The sequence below is a fragment of the Streptomyces sp. NPDC044002 genome, assembly GCF_056434525.1.
The window spans coordinates 16,205-34,187 of record NZ_JBWKEZ010000001.1 but is presented as its reverse complement, the minus strand read 5'-3'; the positions used below and the strand labels follow the sequence as shown (position 1 = coordinate 34,187).

Here is a 17,983-nt window from a genome sequence, read left to right as displayed (position 1 = left end):
GAGCTGTGAAAACCGAATGCCGAGAAGCGAATACCGAGATTGCGAGAAGCGAGAACCGAGACCCCAGGGCCGAGGGCCGACGAACCGGGTCCGGATCGAACGGGATGACCGGGCGGGATGGCCGGACGGGATGGCCGGGCGGCGATCAGAGCAGATTGCGCAGCGCCCGCTCACGGATCATCAGTGCTGCTCGTTTCTCGGGGAGTTCGATTTCCGTGGAATAGCGGAAGCCGGCATTCATGAAGGCTGATACGGAGGGGGTGTTGCGAATGTCCGGTTCCGCGATGATGCGTGTGCATCGGGGGCGGTTGTCGAAGACGAGCTCGGTGACGGCTCGCAGCAGCGTGGTGCCCAGGCCCCGGCCCCGGTTCGTGCCGTCTCCGATGAGCAGGTGGATACCCGTGTCGTGGGAGCGCGCCGGGTAGTGGCGGGAGACCGGGTCGAGATCGGCCCGGTAGATCTCCCAGTAGCTCATGGGACCGCCGTCGAGGAAGCCGAGGCAGGGGATGCTGTGGCCGTCGCCGTCGAGCTGGGCCCGCAGGTGGGCTTCGGTGACGGCGGGCGACCCGCCCAGTTCCCAGTAGGCGGCCACCTCGGGATCGTTCATCCAGCCGGTGAGCAGTTCCAGGTCCCGGCCCGGCCGTACGGGTTCGAGGCGGAAGGGCCCTGCCGGTGTCGGGACCGCACCCCAGCCCGCCGGTGAGTCGAGGAGGTCCGCCTCGGCGAGCAGCGGCAGCAGTCCGACGGCGAAGCGGTGCACGGTGGCCTCCTGGGAGGCGGGGCCGTCGGCGGTGCTCGTGGTGGTGTCCGTGGGAGGCATCGGGGCTCTTCTCGGTGTCGGCGGGAGCGCGTCAGTCGTGGAGGGGGTTGGTGATGGTGACGTAGACGGACTGGGTGTCGACAGGGCCCACGAGCTCGTCGAGCCCGCCGAGGCGGGTGAGCAGGTTCGCCTTGCAGCGCAGGGTGGGTGAGTCGAGGAGCCGTGCGGGGACCGGGCCGAGGCCCGAGGCCTTGCCGAGGAAGCGGCGGAAGGCGGCGAGGAGCACGCGCTCGTCGGCGAGCCGCTGCGATCCGAAGGCGCCGATGAGGCCGATCACGTTGTTGATGCCCAAGTAGTAGGCGAAGCGTTCGTCGGTGACGGCGTCCGGGACGAACGTGTCGCTGGCGCCGCCGATCCCGGGGAGGCGTCGCTCCAGTTCGGCTCGCCGGGAGTCGCGGAAGTAGTAGCCCTGGTTGTCGCGGAAGCGGCCGCCGACGGGCCAGCCGGCCCGGTCGAGGAGCACCAGCGTGTTCTGCTGGTGTGCTTCGAGGGCGATGCCGGCGAGGGCGTCGAAGGCGAGTACCGGCAGGACGACGTGGTCGAGGTAGCGCAGGAACCACTCGGCTGCGACGGCGGCGACGGGCCGGCCGGTGGTCAGCGCGAGCCGGGAGAGGGTGTCGGCGAGCCGGGAGCGCATCGTGGTCCGGCCGGGCCACGGGCGGAGGGAGGTCAGTGCGGCGACGCACACGGCGTCGTCGTCGGAGCGGAAGGGGTTGTGGCGAAGCACGGCGTCGAATCCCCGGACGGGGGTGCCGTCCAGGGCGTCGACGGCGACCCAGGCGGGGTCGCGGACGATGTCGAAGCCGGGGTGGGCGGTCTGCCACTGCTCTGCGAGACCGGTCCGGAGCAGCCGGTGGACCTCGACGCCGCGGTGGAGTTCCTTGCGGAGGTTCTCCCGGCGGGAGTTGGTGATGCGCAGTCCGAGGGAGAGCTTGAGCATCGCGGGGGCGCCGGGGCGGTGGACGGTGCGGACGGAGGAGGTGGGGTACCAGGGGGTGCCGTGGGGACCCAGGTCGGTGATGCGTCCCGCGTCGCGGAGGGCGGTGACGGCGGGGCGCTGGAGGAGGTCTCGGGCCTGCCAGGGGTGCAGGGGAAGGGCGGTGGTGCCGGCGGGCAGTGGGAGGCCGGGGGCGAGCCGGGCGAGGAGCTGTGCGGCGGATACCGGGCGGCCCCGTTCCGTCCAGGCGGAGTCGGTGGCGAGGGCCTCGGGCGCGACCGCGATCCAGTGCAGGGGGAAGGAGCCGTGGAGTTCGGGTGAGTAGTGGCGTACTTCGGCTTCCGAGAGTCCTTCGCGGCTCTTGGGATCCGGTTGGAGGGGGTGGCCGAGGAGGAGTGACTGTTCGGCGGTGAGGAAGCGGTCGCCTGCGACGGGGGCCGGGCCGGTGGGGCGTTGGCGGCGGTCGGCGATGAACTCGGTGGTGCGGCGCACCGAGTCGGCGACCCGGCCTACGAGGTCGGTGCCGCTGCGGCCGTCGCCCTCGCGGGCGAGCAGGCCCGCGAGGGTGACGGCGTCCACGGCGGGGGCATGGGCGGGGGCGCCTTCGAGGCGGGCGGGGCCGAACCGGTGCCAGCCTGCCGGGGACCAGTACCGGACGGGGACGAGCAGCGCGGCCCCGGACGCGGGGAGGGGAATGCGGAGCAGGGTGCCGGCGGGCCCGTCGGGGCGGCCGATGCCGCTCTCGCGGACCCAGCACCGCAGCAGGTTCTCCACCGTCGCGGACTCGGCCGCGGTGGCCGGGTCGGGGTGGTCCAGCAGGTCGGGCAGCGTCGCCGGGTCGGGGCCGGTGGGTCCGGTGCCGCCCACCCGGGGGCGGAGGGTGCCGTCCTTCTGCCTGGGCACGGTGCCCGGCGGGGCATGGGCCGGGGTGGCCTGCGCAGCCGGGACTCCGGGCACGGGCCCGGCCTCCGCTCCGGCCCGGGCCCGGCCGGGGGCCGCCTGCTCCCGGTCCCGCTCGCCGGCCGGGGATGCCGCGGACAGCTCGGGGTGCGCCGGGTGCGGGCAGGGCTCCGGCGGCAGCTGCGCGGCGGCGGGTGCCGCGGGCTGTGGCGGACCGGCGGGGTGCCCGGCGCCGGGCGGCCGGCCGGAACCGTCCGGGCGCACCGGGGCGGGCGCGTCCGCCGGGCGCACCGGGACCGCCTGGTGGTCGGGGGCGGCTGCGGGCTGCGCCTGTGCGGCGACGTCCTGCCCCGGGGCGTCACCGGGCCCGCCCGCCGGCCATCCCGGGCCCCCCGCGGCCGCGGGGGCGACCCCGCCGGAGGCCGCCTGCGCGAGCTCGGCGGGGGTGGGCGGCAGCCCGCCGGGGGCGGCATCCGGGGCCGGGTGCGCCGACGCCGGGGTGACGGGCGACGCCGGGGTGACGGCCGAAGCCGGGGTACCGGCCGGAGCAGGGGCGGCGGGCGACTGGGGGGCCGAGGCCTGGACGGCGGCCGGGGCCGGGGTGGCGGGTGCCAGGGGGGCCGGGGGCGGGGTGAGGCCGGCTAGGGGGGTGGGGGGCGGGGTTTCCGGGGTGGTGGGGCGGGGGGTGGTGGAGGGGTCCGGCATCGGGGGTCCTTCGGCGTGCGGTCAGTGGGGCCGGCGGGCGGCGGCGGGGATGGAGTCGGCCAGCCGGTCCAGGACGGCTGCGGCCTGTTCGTCGGTCAGGGTCAGCGGGGGCAGCAGGCGGACGACGCTGGAGTGGCGGCCTCCGAGCTCGACGATCAGGCCGCGGTCCAGGCACTCCTGGCGCACGGCGGCGGCGAGTGCGGGTGCGGCGGCGCCGGTGTCGGGGTCGACGAGTTCGAGGCCGATCATCAGTCCGCGGCCCCGTACGTCGCCGACGCACGGCTGCTCCGCGGCCAGGCCGCGCAGTGCGGTGAGCATCCGTTCTCCCAGCGCGGCCGCGCGCTCGGCGAGTCCGTTGCGGCGGACGTAGGCGAGGGTGGCGGTGCCCGCGGCCATGGCGAGCTGGTTCCCGCGGAACGTTCCGGCGTGGGCACCGGGGGCCCAGACGTCCAGTTCGGCCCGGTAGACGATCACGGCCAGCGGGAGGCTGCCGCCGATGGCCTTGGACAGGACCATCACGTCGGGGACCACCCCGGCGTGGTCGACACCCCAGAAGGCGCCGGTGCGGCCCACCCCGGTCTGCACCTCGTCCGCGATCAGCGGGATGCCCCGGGCCGCGGTGATCTCCCGCATCCGGCGCAGCCAGGCGTCGGGGGCCGGGTGGACCCCGCCCTCTCCCTGCACCGGCTCGACGATCATGGCGGCGGGCAGCGGCACCCCGCCCTTGGGGTCGTCGAGCAGGGTCTCGGTCCAGCGGGCCCCGAGCCGCGCGCCCTCGGCGCCGCCCACCCCGAACGGGCAGCGGTGGTCCTGCGGGTAGGGCAGCCGGGTCACCCGTACGTCGCCGGCGCCGCCGGAGGCCTCCAGGGCTCCGGCGGTCATCCCGTGGTAGGCGCCGGTGAAGGTGAGCAGCCCGGTGCGTCCTGTGGCGGCCCGGACCAGTTTCAGGGCGGCCTCGACGGCGTCGGTCCCGGCGGGGCCGCAGAACTGCACGCGGGCGTCGGCGGCCAGTTCCGCGGGCAGGTTCTCGAAGAGCTCGGTGGTGAAGGCGTCCTTGACCGGGGTGGCCAGGTCGAGGACGTGCAGCGGAGCGCCCGAGTCGAGGACCCCGCGGACGGCTTCGAGGACGACCGGGTGGTTGTGCCCGAGGGCGAGGGTGCCCGCGCCGGAGAGGCAGTCGAGGTAGCGCCGCCCGTCGGCGCCCTCGATCGTCAACCCCCGTGCGCGCACGGGGACGATGGGCAGCGAGCGGGCGTAGGTCCGGGCGGCGGACTCCCGCGACGCCTGCCTGCGCAGGATCCCCTCGGCGAAGGCGGTTCTCCGTCCGCCCTGCGCCGGGACCTGCGTCCCCGCGGGCGTCGGCGTCGGTGGTGCCGCCTGGGCCACGCCCCCTGCCTCGGCCACACCCCCGGCCGGGCCCCCGGCCGCAGGTGCTCCCGCGGCCTCGGCTGCGTCCCGGGCCGGGGCATCGGCGGCGGTCGGTTCGGTCACGGCCACGACTGTCGGTCCTCCCGCAGGTTGCTCTTCCGGATTGCGCCTCGAACACGAACGCTGCTGCACCATCCCCCGTACGTACCAACGACGGTGACGGCTTCGGATCACGGGTGGACCGAAGATCCTTGCGGTTCGGCCGGGCCTGCGCGGCAGGAACCATCGACCCGGCGCCCGCCGTCCTATGCCTCGGCGGCATAGTGGGGTGCTGCGATCCACCCCGATCGACTCCGTCCCAACACCTCGAAACTCCTGGGGGCTTACGACATGCGACCGAACCGACCGGTCACCGCGATCCTCTGCGCGGCCGCGCTCGCGCTGACCGCCTCGGCCTGCGGACCCGGCGACGGGGAGGCCGGCGCCGACGCCAAGCCGACCGTGGCTGCGCCCCCGCCGTCCGGCGCGGCGGACGGGATCAAGATCCCCGACGAGCTCAAGGAGAGGCTCAAGCAGCACGGCTTCGACCTGGAGAAGTGGAAGGGGGGCGCGTGGAAGAACTGGAAGAAGGAGGACTGGCTCCGCGAGGCGGGCGACTACGTCAACCCGATCATCGACGGCCTCTGGGACCCGGACCGGATGCGTGACGCGGAGCAGCCGCAGCGCCCGGCCGTCGACCCGGACGCCGGCAAGGACCAGGGTGTCACCGACCCGACCCCGGCTCCGGTGACGGCCCAGCCGGCGGCTTCGCCGTACCACTCCAGCGTCCCGGCGTCCGGGAAGGTCTTCTTCGACGGCCCCGAGGGCTCGATGGTCTGCTCGGCCACCGTGGTGAAGGACCCGGCCCGCCCGGGCAAGTCCAACATGGTCTGGACGGCGGGCCATTGCGTGCACGCGGGCAAGGCCGGCGGCTGGTACCGCAACATCGCCTTCGTCCCGTCCTACAACAACGCGGGCAAGCCGGCGGCGGCGCTCAAGGGCGCGCCGCGCGAGCAGGTCGCCCCGTACGGCGTGTGGTGGAGCGACTGGGCGCAGACCTCGGACCAGTGGATCGCGACGGGCGGTCCGACGGGTGGCGCGGGTGCCCCGTACGACTTCGCGGTGCTGCACGTGACGCCGGAGAAGGGCGGCGGCAAGTCGCTGGAGGAGACGGTCGGTACGGCGCTTCCGGTGGAGTTCAACGCTCCGGCGGTGGGCAAGGTCGCGAGCATCACGGCGACGGGCTACCCGGCGGCGGCTCCGTTCGACGGGCAGAAGGCGTTCCAGTGCGCGGACAAGCCGGGCCGGCTGGCGCTCAAGCAGGCCGACCCGGTGATGTACCGCATCGGCTGCACGATGACGGGCGGTTCGTCCGGTGGCGGCTGGGTCGCGGCGGGTGCCGACGGCAAGCCGGCGCTGGTGTCGAACACCTCGATCGGTCCGGCGAAGGCCGGCTGGCTGGCCGGGCCGAAGCTCGGTCCCGAGGCCAAGGGCATCTACGACGCGGTGAGCGCCAAGTTCAAGTGACCTGCCGGGCATGACACATGACGGAGGGCCCCCGCACCTGCGGGGGCCCTCCGTCATGTGTGGCCGTGCGGCGTGTCGCCGTCAGTGCTTGGCGGGCACGTACGGCGCCAGTTCCGCCGCCAGTTCCTCGTGGACCCGGGCCTTGAGCAGGGTGCCCTCCGCGGTGTGCTCCTCGGAGATCACCTCGCCGTCGGCGTGGGCCCGGGCGATCAGCGAGCCGCGGGTGTACGGCACGAGGGCCTCCACCTCGACGGCGGGCCGGGGCAGCTCGGTGTCGATGAGCGCGAGGAGTTCCTCGATGCCCTGGCCGGTGCGGGCCGAGACGGCGATGGAGTGCTTCTCGATGCGCAGCAGCCGCTGGAGGACGAGCGGGTCCGCGGCGTCCGCCTTGTTGACCACCACGATCTCGGGCACGTTGACCGCGCCGACCTCGCGGATGACCTCGCGCACCGCCGCCAGCTGCTCCTCCGGTGCCGGGTGCGAGCCGTCCACGATGTGCAGGATGAGGTCGGAGTCGCCGACCTCCTCCATCGTGGAGCGGAACGCCTCGACGAGGTGGTGGGGCAGGTGCCGGACGAAGCCCACGGTGTCGGCCAGGGTGTAGACGCGGCCGGAGGGGGTTTCGGCCCGGCGCACGGTCGGGTCGAGGGTGGCGAACAGCGCGTTCTCCACCAGTACGCCCGCGCCCGTGAGGCGGTTGAGCAGGGAGGACTTGCCGGCGTTGGTGTAGCCGGCGATGGCGACCGAGGGGATCTTGTTGCGGCGGCGTTCCTGCCGCTTGATGTCCCGGCCGGTCTTCATCTCGGCGATCTCCCGGCGCATCTTCGCCATCTTCTCGCGGATGCGGCGCCGGTCGGTCTCGATCTTGGTCTCACCGGGGCCTCGGGTGGCCATGCCGCCACCGCCGCCGCCACCCATCTGCCGGGAGAGCGACTGGCCCCAGCCGCGCAGTCGCGGCAGCATGTACTGCATCTGCGCGAGTGCGACCTGCGCCTTGCCCTCTCGGGACTTGGCGTGCTGGGCGAAGATGTCGAGGATGAGGGCGGTCCGGTCGACGACCTTGACCTTGACGACGTCCTCGAGCGCGATGAGCTGGCCGGGGCTGAGCTCGCCGTCGCAGACGACGGTGTCGGCCCCGCTTTCGAGGACGATGTCGCGCAGCTCGCGCGCCTTGCCGGAGCCGATGAAGGTGGCCGGGTCGGGCTTGTCTCGGCGCTGCATGACACCGTCGAGCACGAGGGCGCCCGCCGTCTCGGCGAGGGCCGCGAGCTCCGCGAGGGAGTTCTCGGCGTCCTGCACGGTCCCGGAGGTCCAGACACCGACGAGGACCACGCGCTCCAGGCGGAGCTGGCGGTACTCGACCTCGGTGACGTCCTCGAGCTCGGTCGAGAGACCGGCGACGCGGCGCAGGGCCGCGCGCTCGGAGCGGTCGAACTGGTCGCCGTCCCGCTCTCCGTCGATCTCGTGGCTCCAGGCGACGTCCTCTTCCATCAGGGCATCGGCCCGAAGGCTCTCGGTGAAGCGCTGCGAGTCCCGCACGTCCTGCGCGTCCCGCGGGTCCTGGGAAGGGGAAGAAGAGGAGGTCATTGGATCCTTACGTCGATTCGATGGTGTCGCGCCGGCCCGTTCCGGCGGCCGGCCGGCTGGGCCAGGGCCAAAGGTACCGCTGTGCGTGACATAACACTGTCACGTCCAACGTGTGGTCCCGCCTGGTGATTCCCGGAGCCGGATTCCCCGGAGCCGGATTCCGCGGGGCAGGACGCCTCGGCGGGGCCCTCCGGGGGTGTCCCCCGTCGGCCTCGTCGATGGTGTCATGCCCGTTCCCCGGCCGTCATACCGTTTTCCGCCGCTACGGCTTCCCGGCAGCCGGAGCCACAGCCGCAGCCGGGGCCTTCCCCGGGGCCGCAGCGGCCGCCGGCCCGCCCCACTCCGGGTGCCCGGGCATCGCCGGGGTGGTCTCCCCGTACAGCCAGGGCCGCAGGAAGGCCGTGAGGTCGCGTCCGGCCTCCTGGGACGCGAGGCGTACGAAGTCGTCCGTGCCGGCGATGCCGTCCTTGTGCTCCGCCACCCAGCGACGCTCGACCCGGTCGAAGGCCGCCGCGCCGATCTCCTGGCGCAGGGCGTAGAGGATCAGCGCGGCCCCGTCGTAGACGACGGGCCGGAACAAGCCGATCTTCTGGCCCGGGGCGGCGGCCTTGGGGGCGGCCGGGGGGCCGCCCTGGGCCCGCCACTGGTCGGAGCGCTGGTAGGCCTCGCGCATCCGCCGTTCCAGGGGGTACTTGCCGAGCCCGTCCGCGTACAGGGCCTCGTACCAGGTGGCGTGCCCCTCGTTGAGCCACAGGTCGGACCAGGTGCGCGGGGTGACGCTGTCGCCGAACCACTGGTGGGCGAGCTCGTGGACCATGACGGACTCCACGTACCAGTCGGGGTAGCCGGCCGCCTCCCCGGCGAACAGGCCGTGCTCGAAGAGCGAGAGGGTCTGGGTCTCCAGCTCGAAGCCGGTCTTCGCGCGGGCGATCAGCACCCCGTAGTTCTCGAAGGGGTACCGGCCGACGCGCTCCTCCATCCACGCGACGTGCCCGGCGGTCTTCGCCAGCCAGGGCTCCAGCCGCTCCCGGTCGGCGGCGGGCACCACGTCGCGCAGCGGCAGGCCGTGCGGGCCGGTGTGGTGGAGGACGGCGGAGTGGCCGATGGAGACCTGGGCCAGCTCGGTGGCCATCGGGTGCAGGGTCCGGTACGTCCACTCGGTGGTGCCGCCCGCCTGGGCGGCCGGGAGGTCGCCGGGCAGCCCGTTGGCCACGGCCCTGTAGCCGTCGGGGGCGGTGATGCGGAAGGTGAACCAGGCCTTGTCGGCGGGGTGGTCGTTGCAGGGGAAGACCCGGTGGGCGGCGTCGGCCTGGTTGGCCATGGCGAGGCCGTCCTCGGTGACGACCCAGCCGCCGTCGGAGGCCCGGCCGCGCGGGTCGCTGGTGTGCCGGACGGTAATGTGCAGCGGCGCGCTCGCCGGGACCGGGTGCGCGGGGGTCAGTACGAGGTCCTCCCCGGCGGACTCGAACCGTGCGGGCTGCCCGTTGACCTCGGCGGAGGCGACCGTCCCGTGCGTGAAGTCGAGGTTGATCCGCTCCAGCGGCTCCAGGCTGCGCGCCTCGATGGCGGTGACCGCGTCGAGGGGGCTGCGGTTGTCCTTGTACGTGAGGGAGAGGTCGTACGAGAGGACGTCGTAGCCGGGGTTGCCCAGCTCGGGGAAGAGCCGGTCGCCGATGCCCAGCGGCTTCGGCGGGGGCAGCACGGCGGCGACGAGGGTGAGGGAGGCCGCCGCGAGCAGGGAGGCGCGCAGGCGCGGGGAGGTGAGCTGCATCCACCACCGCTTACCAGCGCGTGTCCCGGGCCCGCGAGCGGCGCGCGACGACTCCACCCGAACGGGGCGCCGGAGCCGGGCGGCGGGCTCCGTACGCCCCCGCGTGCGCGCCCCTGCGCGCGCTGTCCCCGCGATCCCCCCGGCACACCCCCAGGGTTCCCCGAAAGCCTTCCCAGCCCCTTGTTCCCCCGGATCCCCGATATCCGATCCCCCGACCCGACCCCCCGATCCCCCCGGCCCTTCTCCGACCGCCCCCTACACCCGGCTGACGTCGTACACGCCGGGTACGTCCCGCATCGCCCGCATCAGCGCGGGCAGTACCGCCGCGTCGGGCAGCTGCAGGGTGTAGCTGTGGTGGACGCGCTGTTCGACGGGCGGCTCGACGGTGGCGGAGACGACCTCGACCCCGAGCCTGGCGATGGCCTCGGTCAGGTCGGCCAGCAGGTGCGGGCGGCCGAACGATTCGGCGGTGAGGGTGACCCGGCAGTCCGCGGTGGCCCGCCAGTGCACGGCGACCGAGGTGCGGCCCAGGGAGCGCATCTGGGCCACGGCCGGGCAGTGCTCCCGGTGGACGGTGACGGCCCCGCCGCGTACGAGGAACCCGGCGACCGCGTCCGGCGGTACGGGGGTGCAGCATCCGGCGAGGCGGACGTGTGCGTCGGGGAGGTCGGCGACGGCGTTGCCCCCGCCGCCGCGCAGCCCCGGTACGGACAGCGGCGCCCGGGGCGCGGCGGTGGCGGGGCCGGGGCCGTCGGGGTGGGTCTGGAGCCAGCTGCCGATGGCGATCCGGGCGGCCGGGGTCCTGGCGTGCTCCAGCCAGTCGGGGGCGGGCCCGGAGGAGGCGTCCTGCGCGAGGAGCAGCTGGACGGTGTCGCCGTCGGAGAGCGGGGAGGAGAGGGAGGTGAGGCGCCCGTTGACGCGGGCGCCGATACAGCCGTGGGCCGCCTCGCCGTGCTGCGCGTAGGCGGCGTCGATACAGCTGGCGCCGGCCGGCAGGCCGAGGGTGCCCCCGTCGGCGCGGAAGACGGTGATCTCCCGGTCCTGGGCGAGCTCGGCGCGCAGCACGCTCCAGAAGGTGTCGGGGTCGGGTGCGGACTGCTGCCAGTCGAGGAGCCGGGAGAGCCAGCCGGGGCGGGTGGGGTCGACGCGTTCCTCGTCGGAGTCGGCGGCGGTGGTGGCGGCGGCCTCGGCGGTGGCGTACGGGTTGCCGAGGGCGACGACGCCGGCTTCGGCGACGCGGTGCATCTGGCGGGTGCGGACGATGACCTCGGCGACGTACCCCTCGGGGACGGCTACGGCGGTGTGCAGCGACTGGTAGAGGTTGAACTTCGGTACGGCGATGAAGTCCTTGAACTCGGAGACGACCGGGGTGAAGCAGGTGTGGAGTTCGCCGAGCACCCCGTAGCAGTCGGCGTTCTCGGCGACGAGGACGAGGATGCGGCCGAAGTCGGAGCCGCGCAGTTCGCCGCGCTGGCGGGAGATGCGGTGGAGGGAGACGAAGTGCCGGGGGCGTACCTGGACCTCGGCGGTGATGCCGGCGTCGCGCAGGACGGTGCGGACGGATTCGGCGATGGCGGCGAGGGGGTCGTCCTGGCCCGCGCGGGCGGCGATGAGGGCGCGGGTGTGCTCGTACTCCTCGGGGTGCAGGATCGCGAAGACGAGGTCTTCCAGCTCGGTCTTGAGGGCCTGGACGCCGAGGCGTTCGGCGAGCGGGATGAGGACGTCGCGGGTGACCTTGGCGATGCGGGCCTGTTTCTCGGGGCGCATCACGCCGAGGGTGCGCATGTTGTGCAGCCGGTCGGCGAGTTTGATGGACATGACGCGGACGTCGTTGCCGGTGGCGACGAGCATCTTGCGGAAGGTCTCGGGTTCGGCTGCGGCCCCGTAGTCGATCTTCTCGACCTTGGTGACGCCGTCGACGATGAAGCAGACCTCGTCGCCGAACTCCTCCCGGACCTGTTCGAGGGTCACATCGGTGTCCTCGACGGTGTCGTGGAGGAGAGAGGCCGTCAGGGTGGTGGTCTCGGCGCCGAGTTCCGCGAGGATGAGGGTGACGGCGAGCGGGTGTGTGATGTACGGCTCACCGCTCTTGCGCATCTGGCCGCGGTGGGAGTGCTCCGCGAGCAGGTAGGCCTTCCGCAGGATGGACAGGTCGGCGTCCGGATGGTGGGCGCGGTGGGCTTCTGCTACGTGCCCGATGGCGTCGGGCAGGCGGTCGCGGGACGTGGGCCCGAGCAGGGCCGCACGTCCCAGGCGGCGCAGATCTAGTCGGCTACGGCCTCGTCTGCGCAGCTCAGGGCGCATCTCGGCATGTGCTTCGGGGTTCGTGGCCTCTGCACTCATGGGCACCTCCGGCGGCTTCGACCGGCGGTGGTGGGCATGGGGTGAGCCCTCAGGGCCGGTGCCTGATGTTACCGACCCCACCACGTGGCGCAGTCCACCTCTCGCTCAGCGTGAAACGGATCACCCATGAGAGGGAATCTTCAGGCGAAAGCCGTTTCGGTGAGCCAGGCGGCTTCGAACTCGCCGGAGGCGACGATGACGGCGGGTCCGGTCATGTCGACGCGGCCGTCGGGGTGTTCGGTGATGACGAGGGTGCCGCCGGGCAGGTCGACGGTGTACGAGACCGGCTGCCCGCTCTCGGCGGGGTCGGCTCCGTCCCGGCGGATGGCCGCGACGGCGACGGCGCAGGCGCCGGTGCCGCAGGAGCGGGTCTCGCCGGAGCCGCGCTCGTGGACGCGCATGGCGACGTGCCGCGGGCCGCGGTCGACGACGAACTCGACGTTGACCCCGGTGGGGTAGGCGGAGGCGGGGCTGAACGGCGGGGGGCTGTACAGGTTGCCGGCGTGGTCGAGGCTTTCAACGAACGCGACGGCGTGCGGGTTCCCCATGTTCACGTTGCGCGCGGGCCAGGAGCGCTCGCCGACGGAGACGGTGACGTCGCCCTCGGGGAGCAGGGCGCGGCCCATGGAGACGGTGACGTCGCCGGTCTTGTCGAGGTGGACCTGCTTGACGCCGCCGCGGGTGGCGACGGCGAGGTCGCCGGGCTCGACGTGGCCGGCGTGCTGGAGGTAGCGGGCGAAGACGCGGACGCCGTTGCCGCACATCTCGGCGACGGAGCCGTCGCTGTTGCGGTAGTCCATGAACCACTCGGCCTCGTCGGCCATGTGCGCGGCCTCGGGGTGGGCGGCGGAGCGGACCACGTGCAGCACACCGTCGGCGCCGATGCCGGCCCGGCGGTCGCACAGGGCGGCGACGGCGGTCGGGGGCAGGTCGACGGCGTTGTCCGGGTCCGGGACGATCACGAAGTCGTTCTCGGTCCCGTGGCCCTTGAGGAAGGAGAGGGTGGTGTGCGTCACCCGCTCATGGTACCGAGCGGGCCGGGGCCGTGGCCTGCGGGATCAGCATGCGGTCAGGCGGGGCCGCCGGGGGGGAGCGGCCGGGCGGCGCGGTCAGCGCAGCCGGGCCACCCGGTACACGGCGAGTGCTACGACGGCCAGCGCGACCAGCGCGTACAGCGCGGCCATCCGCCAGTCGGGGCGGCGGCCGCTGCCGCGCGGCGGCAGCCCGGGCCAGGTGTAGCCGACGCGGCGCGCGGCCATCATGCCCCAGCCGCCCGCGCAGCAGCTGATGAGGAAGCCGAGCATGGCGACGACGGCGCCGCCGTCCCCGAACTCGAAGGCGAGGGGGAAGGCGAACATCAGGGAGCCGGCGGCGGCCAGCATCACGATGGGGGCGATCTGCCAGATGCGCAGGCGGCGCTGCGGGCGCAGTTCGACCTCGAACTCGGGGCCGGCGGCCGCCTCCGAGCCGGGCTCGGGGGCGTCGGGGCCGTCGGGGCTCAGCCGGGCCGGTTCGGCGGGCAGGCCGAGGCCGTCGGCGCCCGTGTCGGCGCCCCGGGGGGCGCCGGGGCCCGCCGGTGCGTCCGGCGTGCCGGGGCCGGCGGGCAGGCCGGGCTCGCCGGGCCCGCTTCGGAGCATCGGGTCCGCTCCCCGCCTGGTGTCGTCCCGCCCCGTGTCACGAGGGCCGGCCTCCATAGCCACGCGCCCTCCCCACTCGGACTTCGTACGCCGCTGTTCAGAAGTTTGATGATGGCACGGACCCGGGCCCGCGACGGGCACACGGGGCTTCCCGATGCAATCACGTGATCAGGCTGTGACCGCTCGTTCGACCAACGACTGCGCGAGTCCGGGGAGTTCCCCCCGGTCGGCGGCGGCTCCGCTGAGCCAGTGCACGCGGGGGTCCCGGCGGAACCAGGAGTCCTGGCGGCGGGCGAAGCGCTTGGTGGCGCGTACGGTCTCGGCCTTGGCCTCGTCCTCGGTGCACTCCCCCGCGAGGGCGGCCAGCACCTGCTGGTAGCCCAGTGCGCGGGAGGCGGTGATGCCGTCGCGGAGCCCCTGGGCCTCCAGGGCGCGGACCTCGTCGACCAGGCCGTCGTCCCACATGCGGTCCACGCGCAGCGCGATCCGCTCGTCGAGTTCGGGGCGGGCCACGTCGACGCCGATCTGGACGGTGTCGTAGACGGACTCGTGGCCGGGCAGGTTGGCGGTGAAGGGCTTGCCGGTGATCTCGATGACCTCCAGGGCCCGGACGATGCGGCGGGCGTTGCTGGGCAGGATCGCGGCGGCGGCGGCAGGGTCGGCGGCGGCGAGGCGGGCGTGCAGGGCGCCGGAGCCGCGGAGGGCGGCCTCCTCCTCCAGCCGGGCCCGTACCTCGGGGTCGGTGCCGGGGAACTCCATGGCGTCGAGGGCGCCGCGCACGTAGAGGCCGGATCCGCCGACGAGGACGGGGGTGCGCCCCTGGGCGAGCAGTTTGTCGATCTCGGCGCGGGCCAGGCGCTGGTACTCGGCGACGCTGGCGGTCTCGGTGACGTCCCAGATGTCGAGGAGGTGGTGCGGGACCCCGCCGCGCTCTTCGAGCGTCAGCTTGGCGGTGCCGATGTCCATCCCCCGGTAGAGCTGCATGGAGTCGGCGTTGACGACCTCGCCGTCGAAGTGGCGGGCCAGGGCGACGCCCAGGTCGGACTTTCCGGCCGCGGTGGGACCGACGACGGCGATGACCCGCGGGGCGGGGGCTGCATTCCTCACCGACACAGTCTCGCAGCCCCCGGTCAAGACGCCGTCATGTACCCGATCGGGTGAGGTGACGGGGTGCGGGCGGGGTCGTTGCCCTGAAGAGGTTCCGGCCCGGCGTGCGCCTGGCGCGCATGTGGTGGAGGCCGTTGCGGCCAGGGCGGAACTTCACCCGCACGAGTAACGTTATGGGAGTAGACATGGGCGTTTTTGACCGGATTTTTCGTCGCAAGGAAGAGGTAGCGGCCGAGCCGGCCGCCGCCGAGGCCGGGACGGCGGAGGCGCTGGAGGCGGAGACCGAGCCGGCCGCAGGGACCGAGGAGGTCGTGGAGGCCGGGGAAGCCGGGTCTGCGGCGGCCGGGACCCCCGCGGCGGAGGCCGTGGAGATCCCGAAGCAGCAGTCGGTGGAGGCGGCCGCGGACAGCGAGGCCGGCGAGGGCGCCCGTACGTAGTCACGCCACTGGAAGGTGCCCCATGGGGTTCATGGACAATCTGAAGGCCAAGCTCGCTCCGGCGAAGGACAAGGTCGGCGACCTCGCGCAGCAGCACGAGGGCAGGATCGGCGAGGGCCTGGACAAGGTCGCCAAGGTCGTGGACTCCAAGACCCACGGCAAGTACAGCGCCCGGATCACGACCGGCGCGGACAAGGCGAAGGACGCCCTGGGCAAGATCGCGCACAAGGACACCCCCGGCGGGCCGACGCCGCCGGCCGCTTCCTGACGCGGTACCGGTAGGGGCGCGGGATCGTTGATCCCGCGCCCCTCCGTCATGCGTGCGTGCCTGCGTGCGTACGTGCCTGCGTGCGTACGTGCGGGCCCTGCGCCCGCGCCCGCTACGACCAGGCGGCCACGAAGTAGCCGACCCCGTACGGGGCGTCCTCGTACAGCAGCCGGCCGTCCAGGCCCGCGCCCTCCGCGGCCCCCGCGAGCACCTGCCAGGGCGCCCGGCCGGCGGCCAGCAGCTCGGCGGCGAGCACCGGGTCCAGCGCGGCAAGGGCGCCGGTGTCGGCGGCGCCCAGCGCCCGTCCGGCGGCGGCGTCGAAGGCGGCGGCCCGTTCGTCCAGGTAGCCGGGGGCCTTCAGGGTCCGGCAGGCGCTCCCGTCGCCCATGACCAGCATGGCCACCCGGTCCGCGGAGCGGCCCAGGTCAGCGCCGAGCAGGCCGCAGCCGCCGGCCGGGAGGTCCTCGGCCACGGCCACCCCGGCGACCGGGGCCGCCGCCCAGCGGGCCTGCCCGAGCAGCCAGCCGGCCACCGCGAGGGAGGGCGGGAGGGTGGTACCGGTGGCCTCGCCGCTCGGCGGTCCGCCCAGGTCCGGGCCCAGGGTGACGGTCAGCTCCACCCCGAAGCCGGCGAAGCCGCCGGGGGTGCCCTGGTCGTACCCGCCGCCCTCGGCCGCGGCGCCGACCACGACCAGCAGGTCGGGCCGGGCGGCGGCGAGCACGGCCAGCGCGTCGGAGCAGGCGGTACGGGCGTCGTCGAGTTCGGCGGCGGCGCCCGCGGCGACCTCCGGCACGAGGAGCGGCGGGGCGGGGCAGACGGCGGCGGCTACGAGCATGATCCGCAGCCTAGCCGCCCCGGCCCCCGTCCGGTCAGTCGATCGCGCAGCCCGAGGTGGCCGCCGGCAGCGGGGCCGGGACGCCGATGGACGGGATGCCGAGCATGACGCCCGCAGGCTGGGCCGGGGCGGCGTTGCGCTTCTCCCAGGCGTCGCCGGCGCGGGTGCGGCGCACGGACTGCGTCGGGCCTTCGGCGAGGAGGTGGTGCGGGGCCGCGTAGGTGATCTCCACGGTGACCACGTCGCCGGGGCGGACGTCCTCGTCGGGCTTGGTGAAGTGGACGAGGCGGTTGTCGGGGGCGCGGCCCGACAGGCGGGCGGTGGCACCGTCCTTGCGGCCCTCGCCCTCGGCGACCATGACCTCCAGGGTGCGGCCGACCTGCTTCTTGTTCTCCTCCCAGGAGATCTCCTCCTGGAGGGCGACCAGGCGCATGTAGCGGTCCTGGACGATCTCCTTGGGGATCTGGCCCTCCATGTCGGCGGCGGGGGTGCCGGGGCGCTTGGAGTACTGGAAGGTGAAGGCGCTGGCGAAGCGGGCCTCGCGCACGACGTGCATCGTCTGCTGGAAGTCCTCCTCGGTCTCGCCGGGGAAGCCCACGATGATGTCGGTGGAGATCGCGGCGTGCGGGATCGCGGCGCGGACCTTCTCGATGATGCCGAGGAAACGCTCCTGCCGGTACGACCGGCGCATCGCCCGCAGGATCGGGTCCGAACCCGACTGGAGCGGCATGTGCAGCTGCGGCATCACGTTCGGGGTCTCGGCCATGGCGGCGATGACGTCGTCGGTGAAGTCCTTGGGGTGCGGGGAGGTGAAGCGGACCCGCTCCAGGCCCTCGATCTGTCCGCAGGCGCGCAGCAGCTTGGAGAAGGCCTCGCGGTCGCCGAGGTCGGAGCCGTAGGCGTTGACGTTCTGGCCGAGCAGGGTGATCTCGGAGACGCCCTCGGCGACCAGGGCCTCGACCTCGGCGAGGATGTCGCCGGGACGGCGGTCCTCCTCCTTGCCGCGCAGCGCCGGGACGATGCAGAAGGTGCAGGTGTTGTTGCAGCCGACGGAGATCGAGACCCAGGCGGCGTACGCGGACTCGCGGCGGGTCGGGAGGGTGGAGGGGAACGCCTCCAGCGACTCGGCGATCTCGATCTGGGCCTCTTCCTGGACGCGGGCGCGCTCCAGGAGGACCGGCAGCTTGCCGATGTTGTGCGTGCCGAAGACCACGTCGACCCAGGGGGCCTTCTTGACGATGGTGTCGCGGTCCTTCTGGGCGAGGCAGCCGCCGACGGCGATCTGCATGCCGGGGCGCTTCGTCTTCATCGGGGCGAGCCGGCCGAGGTTGCCGTACAGCTTGTTGTCGGCGTTCTCGCGGACGGCGCAGGTGTTGAAGACGACCACGTCGGCGTCGCCGTCGGAGCCCTCGGGCGCGCGGACGTAGCCGGCGTCCTCCAGCAGACCGGAGAGCCGCTCGGAGTCGTGCACGTTCATCTGGCACCCGTAGGTGCGCACCTCGTAAGTTCCCTTGGGGTCCACCACTGCCGTGCTCCGGTCGCTGCTGCTGGTCATGCAACAAGGGTAGGCGGTGCCGGAGGGCCCTGCGGCCGCCCGGGGGCCCGTCCGGGCCGTCCCGCCGCAAGGGGTCGGGACCGGAGGGCGGAGCGGTTCGGCCTTGACAGGGGGGCGGGGGAGGTGGGGGGGGCCCTGTACGCCCCC

The 17,983-nt window shown here is 73.9% G+C and carries 14 protein-coding genes; 3 read left to right on the top strand and 11 right to left on the bottom strand.

Features of this window, described 5'->3' with window-relative positions; genetic code table 11:
- Nucleotides 1–145: 145 nt before the first annotated feature.
- The 3 genes from AC07A6_RS00145 to AC07A6_RS00135 form a co-directional block, all read right to left on the bottom strand.
- Nucleotides 146–820, bottom strand: a complete 675-nt coding sequence (locus AC07A6_RS00145) for a GNAT family N-acetyltransferase (protein ID WP_362461504.1) — start codon at nucleotides 818–820, stop codon at nucleotides 146–148.
- Nucleotides 821–851: 31 nt separating this feature from the next.
- Nucleotides 852–2,714, bottom strand: coding sequence for an IucA/IucC family protein (locus AC07A6_RS00140; RefSeq protein WP_478775628.1), 1,863 nt, complete (start codon nucleotides 2,712–2,714; stop codon nucleotides 852–854).
- A gap of 669 nt (nucleotides 2,715–3,383) precedes the next feature.
- A complete protein-coding gene (locus AC07A6_RS00135; protein WP_478775627.1) occupies nucleotides 3,384–4,748 on the bottom strand; it encodes a diaminobutyrate--2-oxoglutarate transaminase family protein in 1,365 nt (454 codons plus the stop codon).
- A 372-nt stretch (nucleotides 4,749–5,120) separates the two neighbouring features.
- Between AC07A6_RS00135 and AC07A6_RS00130 the strand changes: the two genes are divergently transcribed.
- A complete protein-coding gene (locus AC07A6_RS00130) occupies nucleotides 5,121–6,296 on the top strand; it encodes a trypsin-like serine peptidase (protein WP_478775405.1) in 1,176 nt (391 codons plus the stop codon).
- Between the two features lie 81 nt (nucleotides 6,297–6,377).
- Here AC07A6_RS00130 and hflX read toward each other — a convergent pair whose 3' ends face one another.
- From hflX to miaA, 6 genes are all read right to left on the bottom strand, one after another.
- Nucleotides 6,378–7,883, bottom strand: coding sequence for a GTPase HflX (gene hflX, locus AC07A6_RS00125; RefSeq protein WP_362461498.1), 1,506 nt, complete (start codon nucleotides 7,881–7,883; stop codon nucleotides 6,378–6,380).
- A 262-nt stretch (nucleotides 7,884–8,145) separates the two neighbouring features.
- A complete protein-coding gene (locus AC07A6_RS00120; protein WP_478775404.1) occupies nucleotides 8,146–9,654 on the bottom strand; it encodes a M1 family metallopeptidase in 1,509 nt (502 codons plus the stop codon).
- A 255-nt stretch (nucleotides 9,655–9,909) separates the two neighbouring features.
- Nucleotides 9,910–11,997 (bottom strand): RelA/SpoT family protein, encoded by a 2,088-nt coding sequence (locus tag AC07A6_RS00115; RefSeq protein WP_386273363.1) that lies wholly within the window; start codon nucleotides 11,995–11,997, stop codon nucleotides 9,910–9,912.
- Nucleotides 11,998–12,137: 140 nt separating this feature from the next.
- A complete protein-coding gene (gene dapF / locus AC07A6_RS00110; protein WP_478775403.1) occupies nucleotides 12,138–13,013 on the bottom strand; it encodes a diaminopimelate epimerase in 876 nt (291 codons plus the stop codon).
- Between the two features lie 93 nt (nucleotides 13,014–13,106).
- The gene (locus tag AC07A6_RS00105; RefSeq protein ID WP_478775402.1) at nucleotides 13,107–13,634 is read right to left on the bottom strand and encodes a hypothetical protein; all 528 of its coding nucleotides are present in this window, start codon (nucleotides 13,632–13,634) and stop codon (nucleotides 13,107–13,109) included.
- Between the two features lie 168 nt (nucleotides 13,635–13,802).
- Nucleotides 13,803–14,741 (bottom strand): tRNA (adenosine(37)-N6)-dimethylallyltransferase MiaA, encoded by a 939-nt coding sequence (gene miaA, locus AC07A6_RS00100; protein WP_362461483.1) that lies wholly within the window; start codon nucleotides 14,739–14,741, stop codon nucleotides 13,803–13,805.
- A 185-nt stretch (nucleotides 14,742–14,926) separates the two neighbouring features.
- Here miaA and AC07A6_RS00095 point away from each other — a divergent pair, with 185 nt between their 5' ends.
- Both AC07A6_RS00095 and AC07A6_RS00090 read left to right on the top strand, forming a co-directional pair.
- The gene (locus AC07A6_RS00095) at nucleotides 14,927–15,178 is read left to right on the top strand and encodes a hypothetical protein (protein WP_362461480.1); all 252 of its coding nucleotides are present in this window, start codon (nucleotides 14,927–14,929) and stop codon (nucleotides 15,176–15,178) included.
- A 22-nt stretch (nucleotides 15,179–15,200) separates the two neighbouring features.
- Nucleotides 15,201–15,446: an antitoxin gene (locus AC07A6_RS00090; protein WP_007266972.1), complete on the top strand. Its 246-nt coding sequence runs from the start codon at nucleotides 15,201–15,203 to the stop codon at nucleotides 15,444–15,446.
- A gap of 112 nt (nucleotides 15,447–15,558) precedes the next feature.
- Here the strand turns inward: AC07A6_RS00090 and AC07A6_RS00085 are convergent, their stop codons facing one another.
- Both AC07A6_RS00085 and miaB read right to left on the bottom strand, forming a co-directional pair.
- Complete coding sequence (locus tag AC07A6_RS00085) at nucleotides 15,559–16,281, bottom strand: class III extradiol dioxygenase subunit B-like domain-containing protein (RefSeq protein ID WP_478775401.1); 723 nt, start codon at nucleotides 16,279–16,281, stop codon at nucleotides 15,559–15,561.
- A 34-nt stretch (nucleotides 16,282–16,315) separates the two neighbouring features.
- The gene (gene miaB, locus AC07A6_RS00080; RefSeq protein ID WP_362461474.1) at nucleotides 16,316–17,836 is read right to left on the bottom strand and encodes a tRNA (N6-isopentenyl adenosine(37)-C2)-methylthiotransferase MiaB; all 1,521 of its coding nucleotides are present in this window, start codon (nucleotides 17,834–17,836) and stop codon (nucleotides 16,316–16,318) included.
- Between the last annotated feature and the right edge of the window lie 147 nt (nucleotides 17,837–17,983).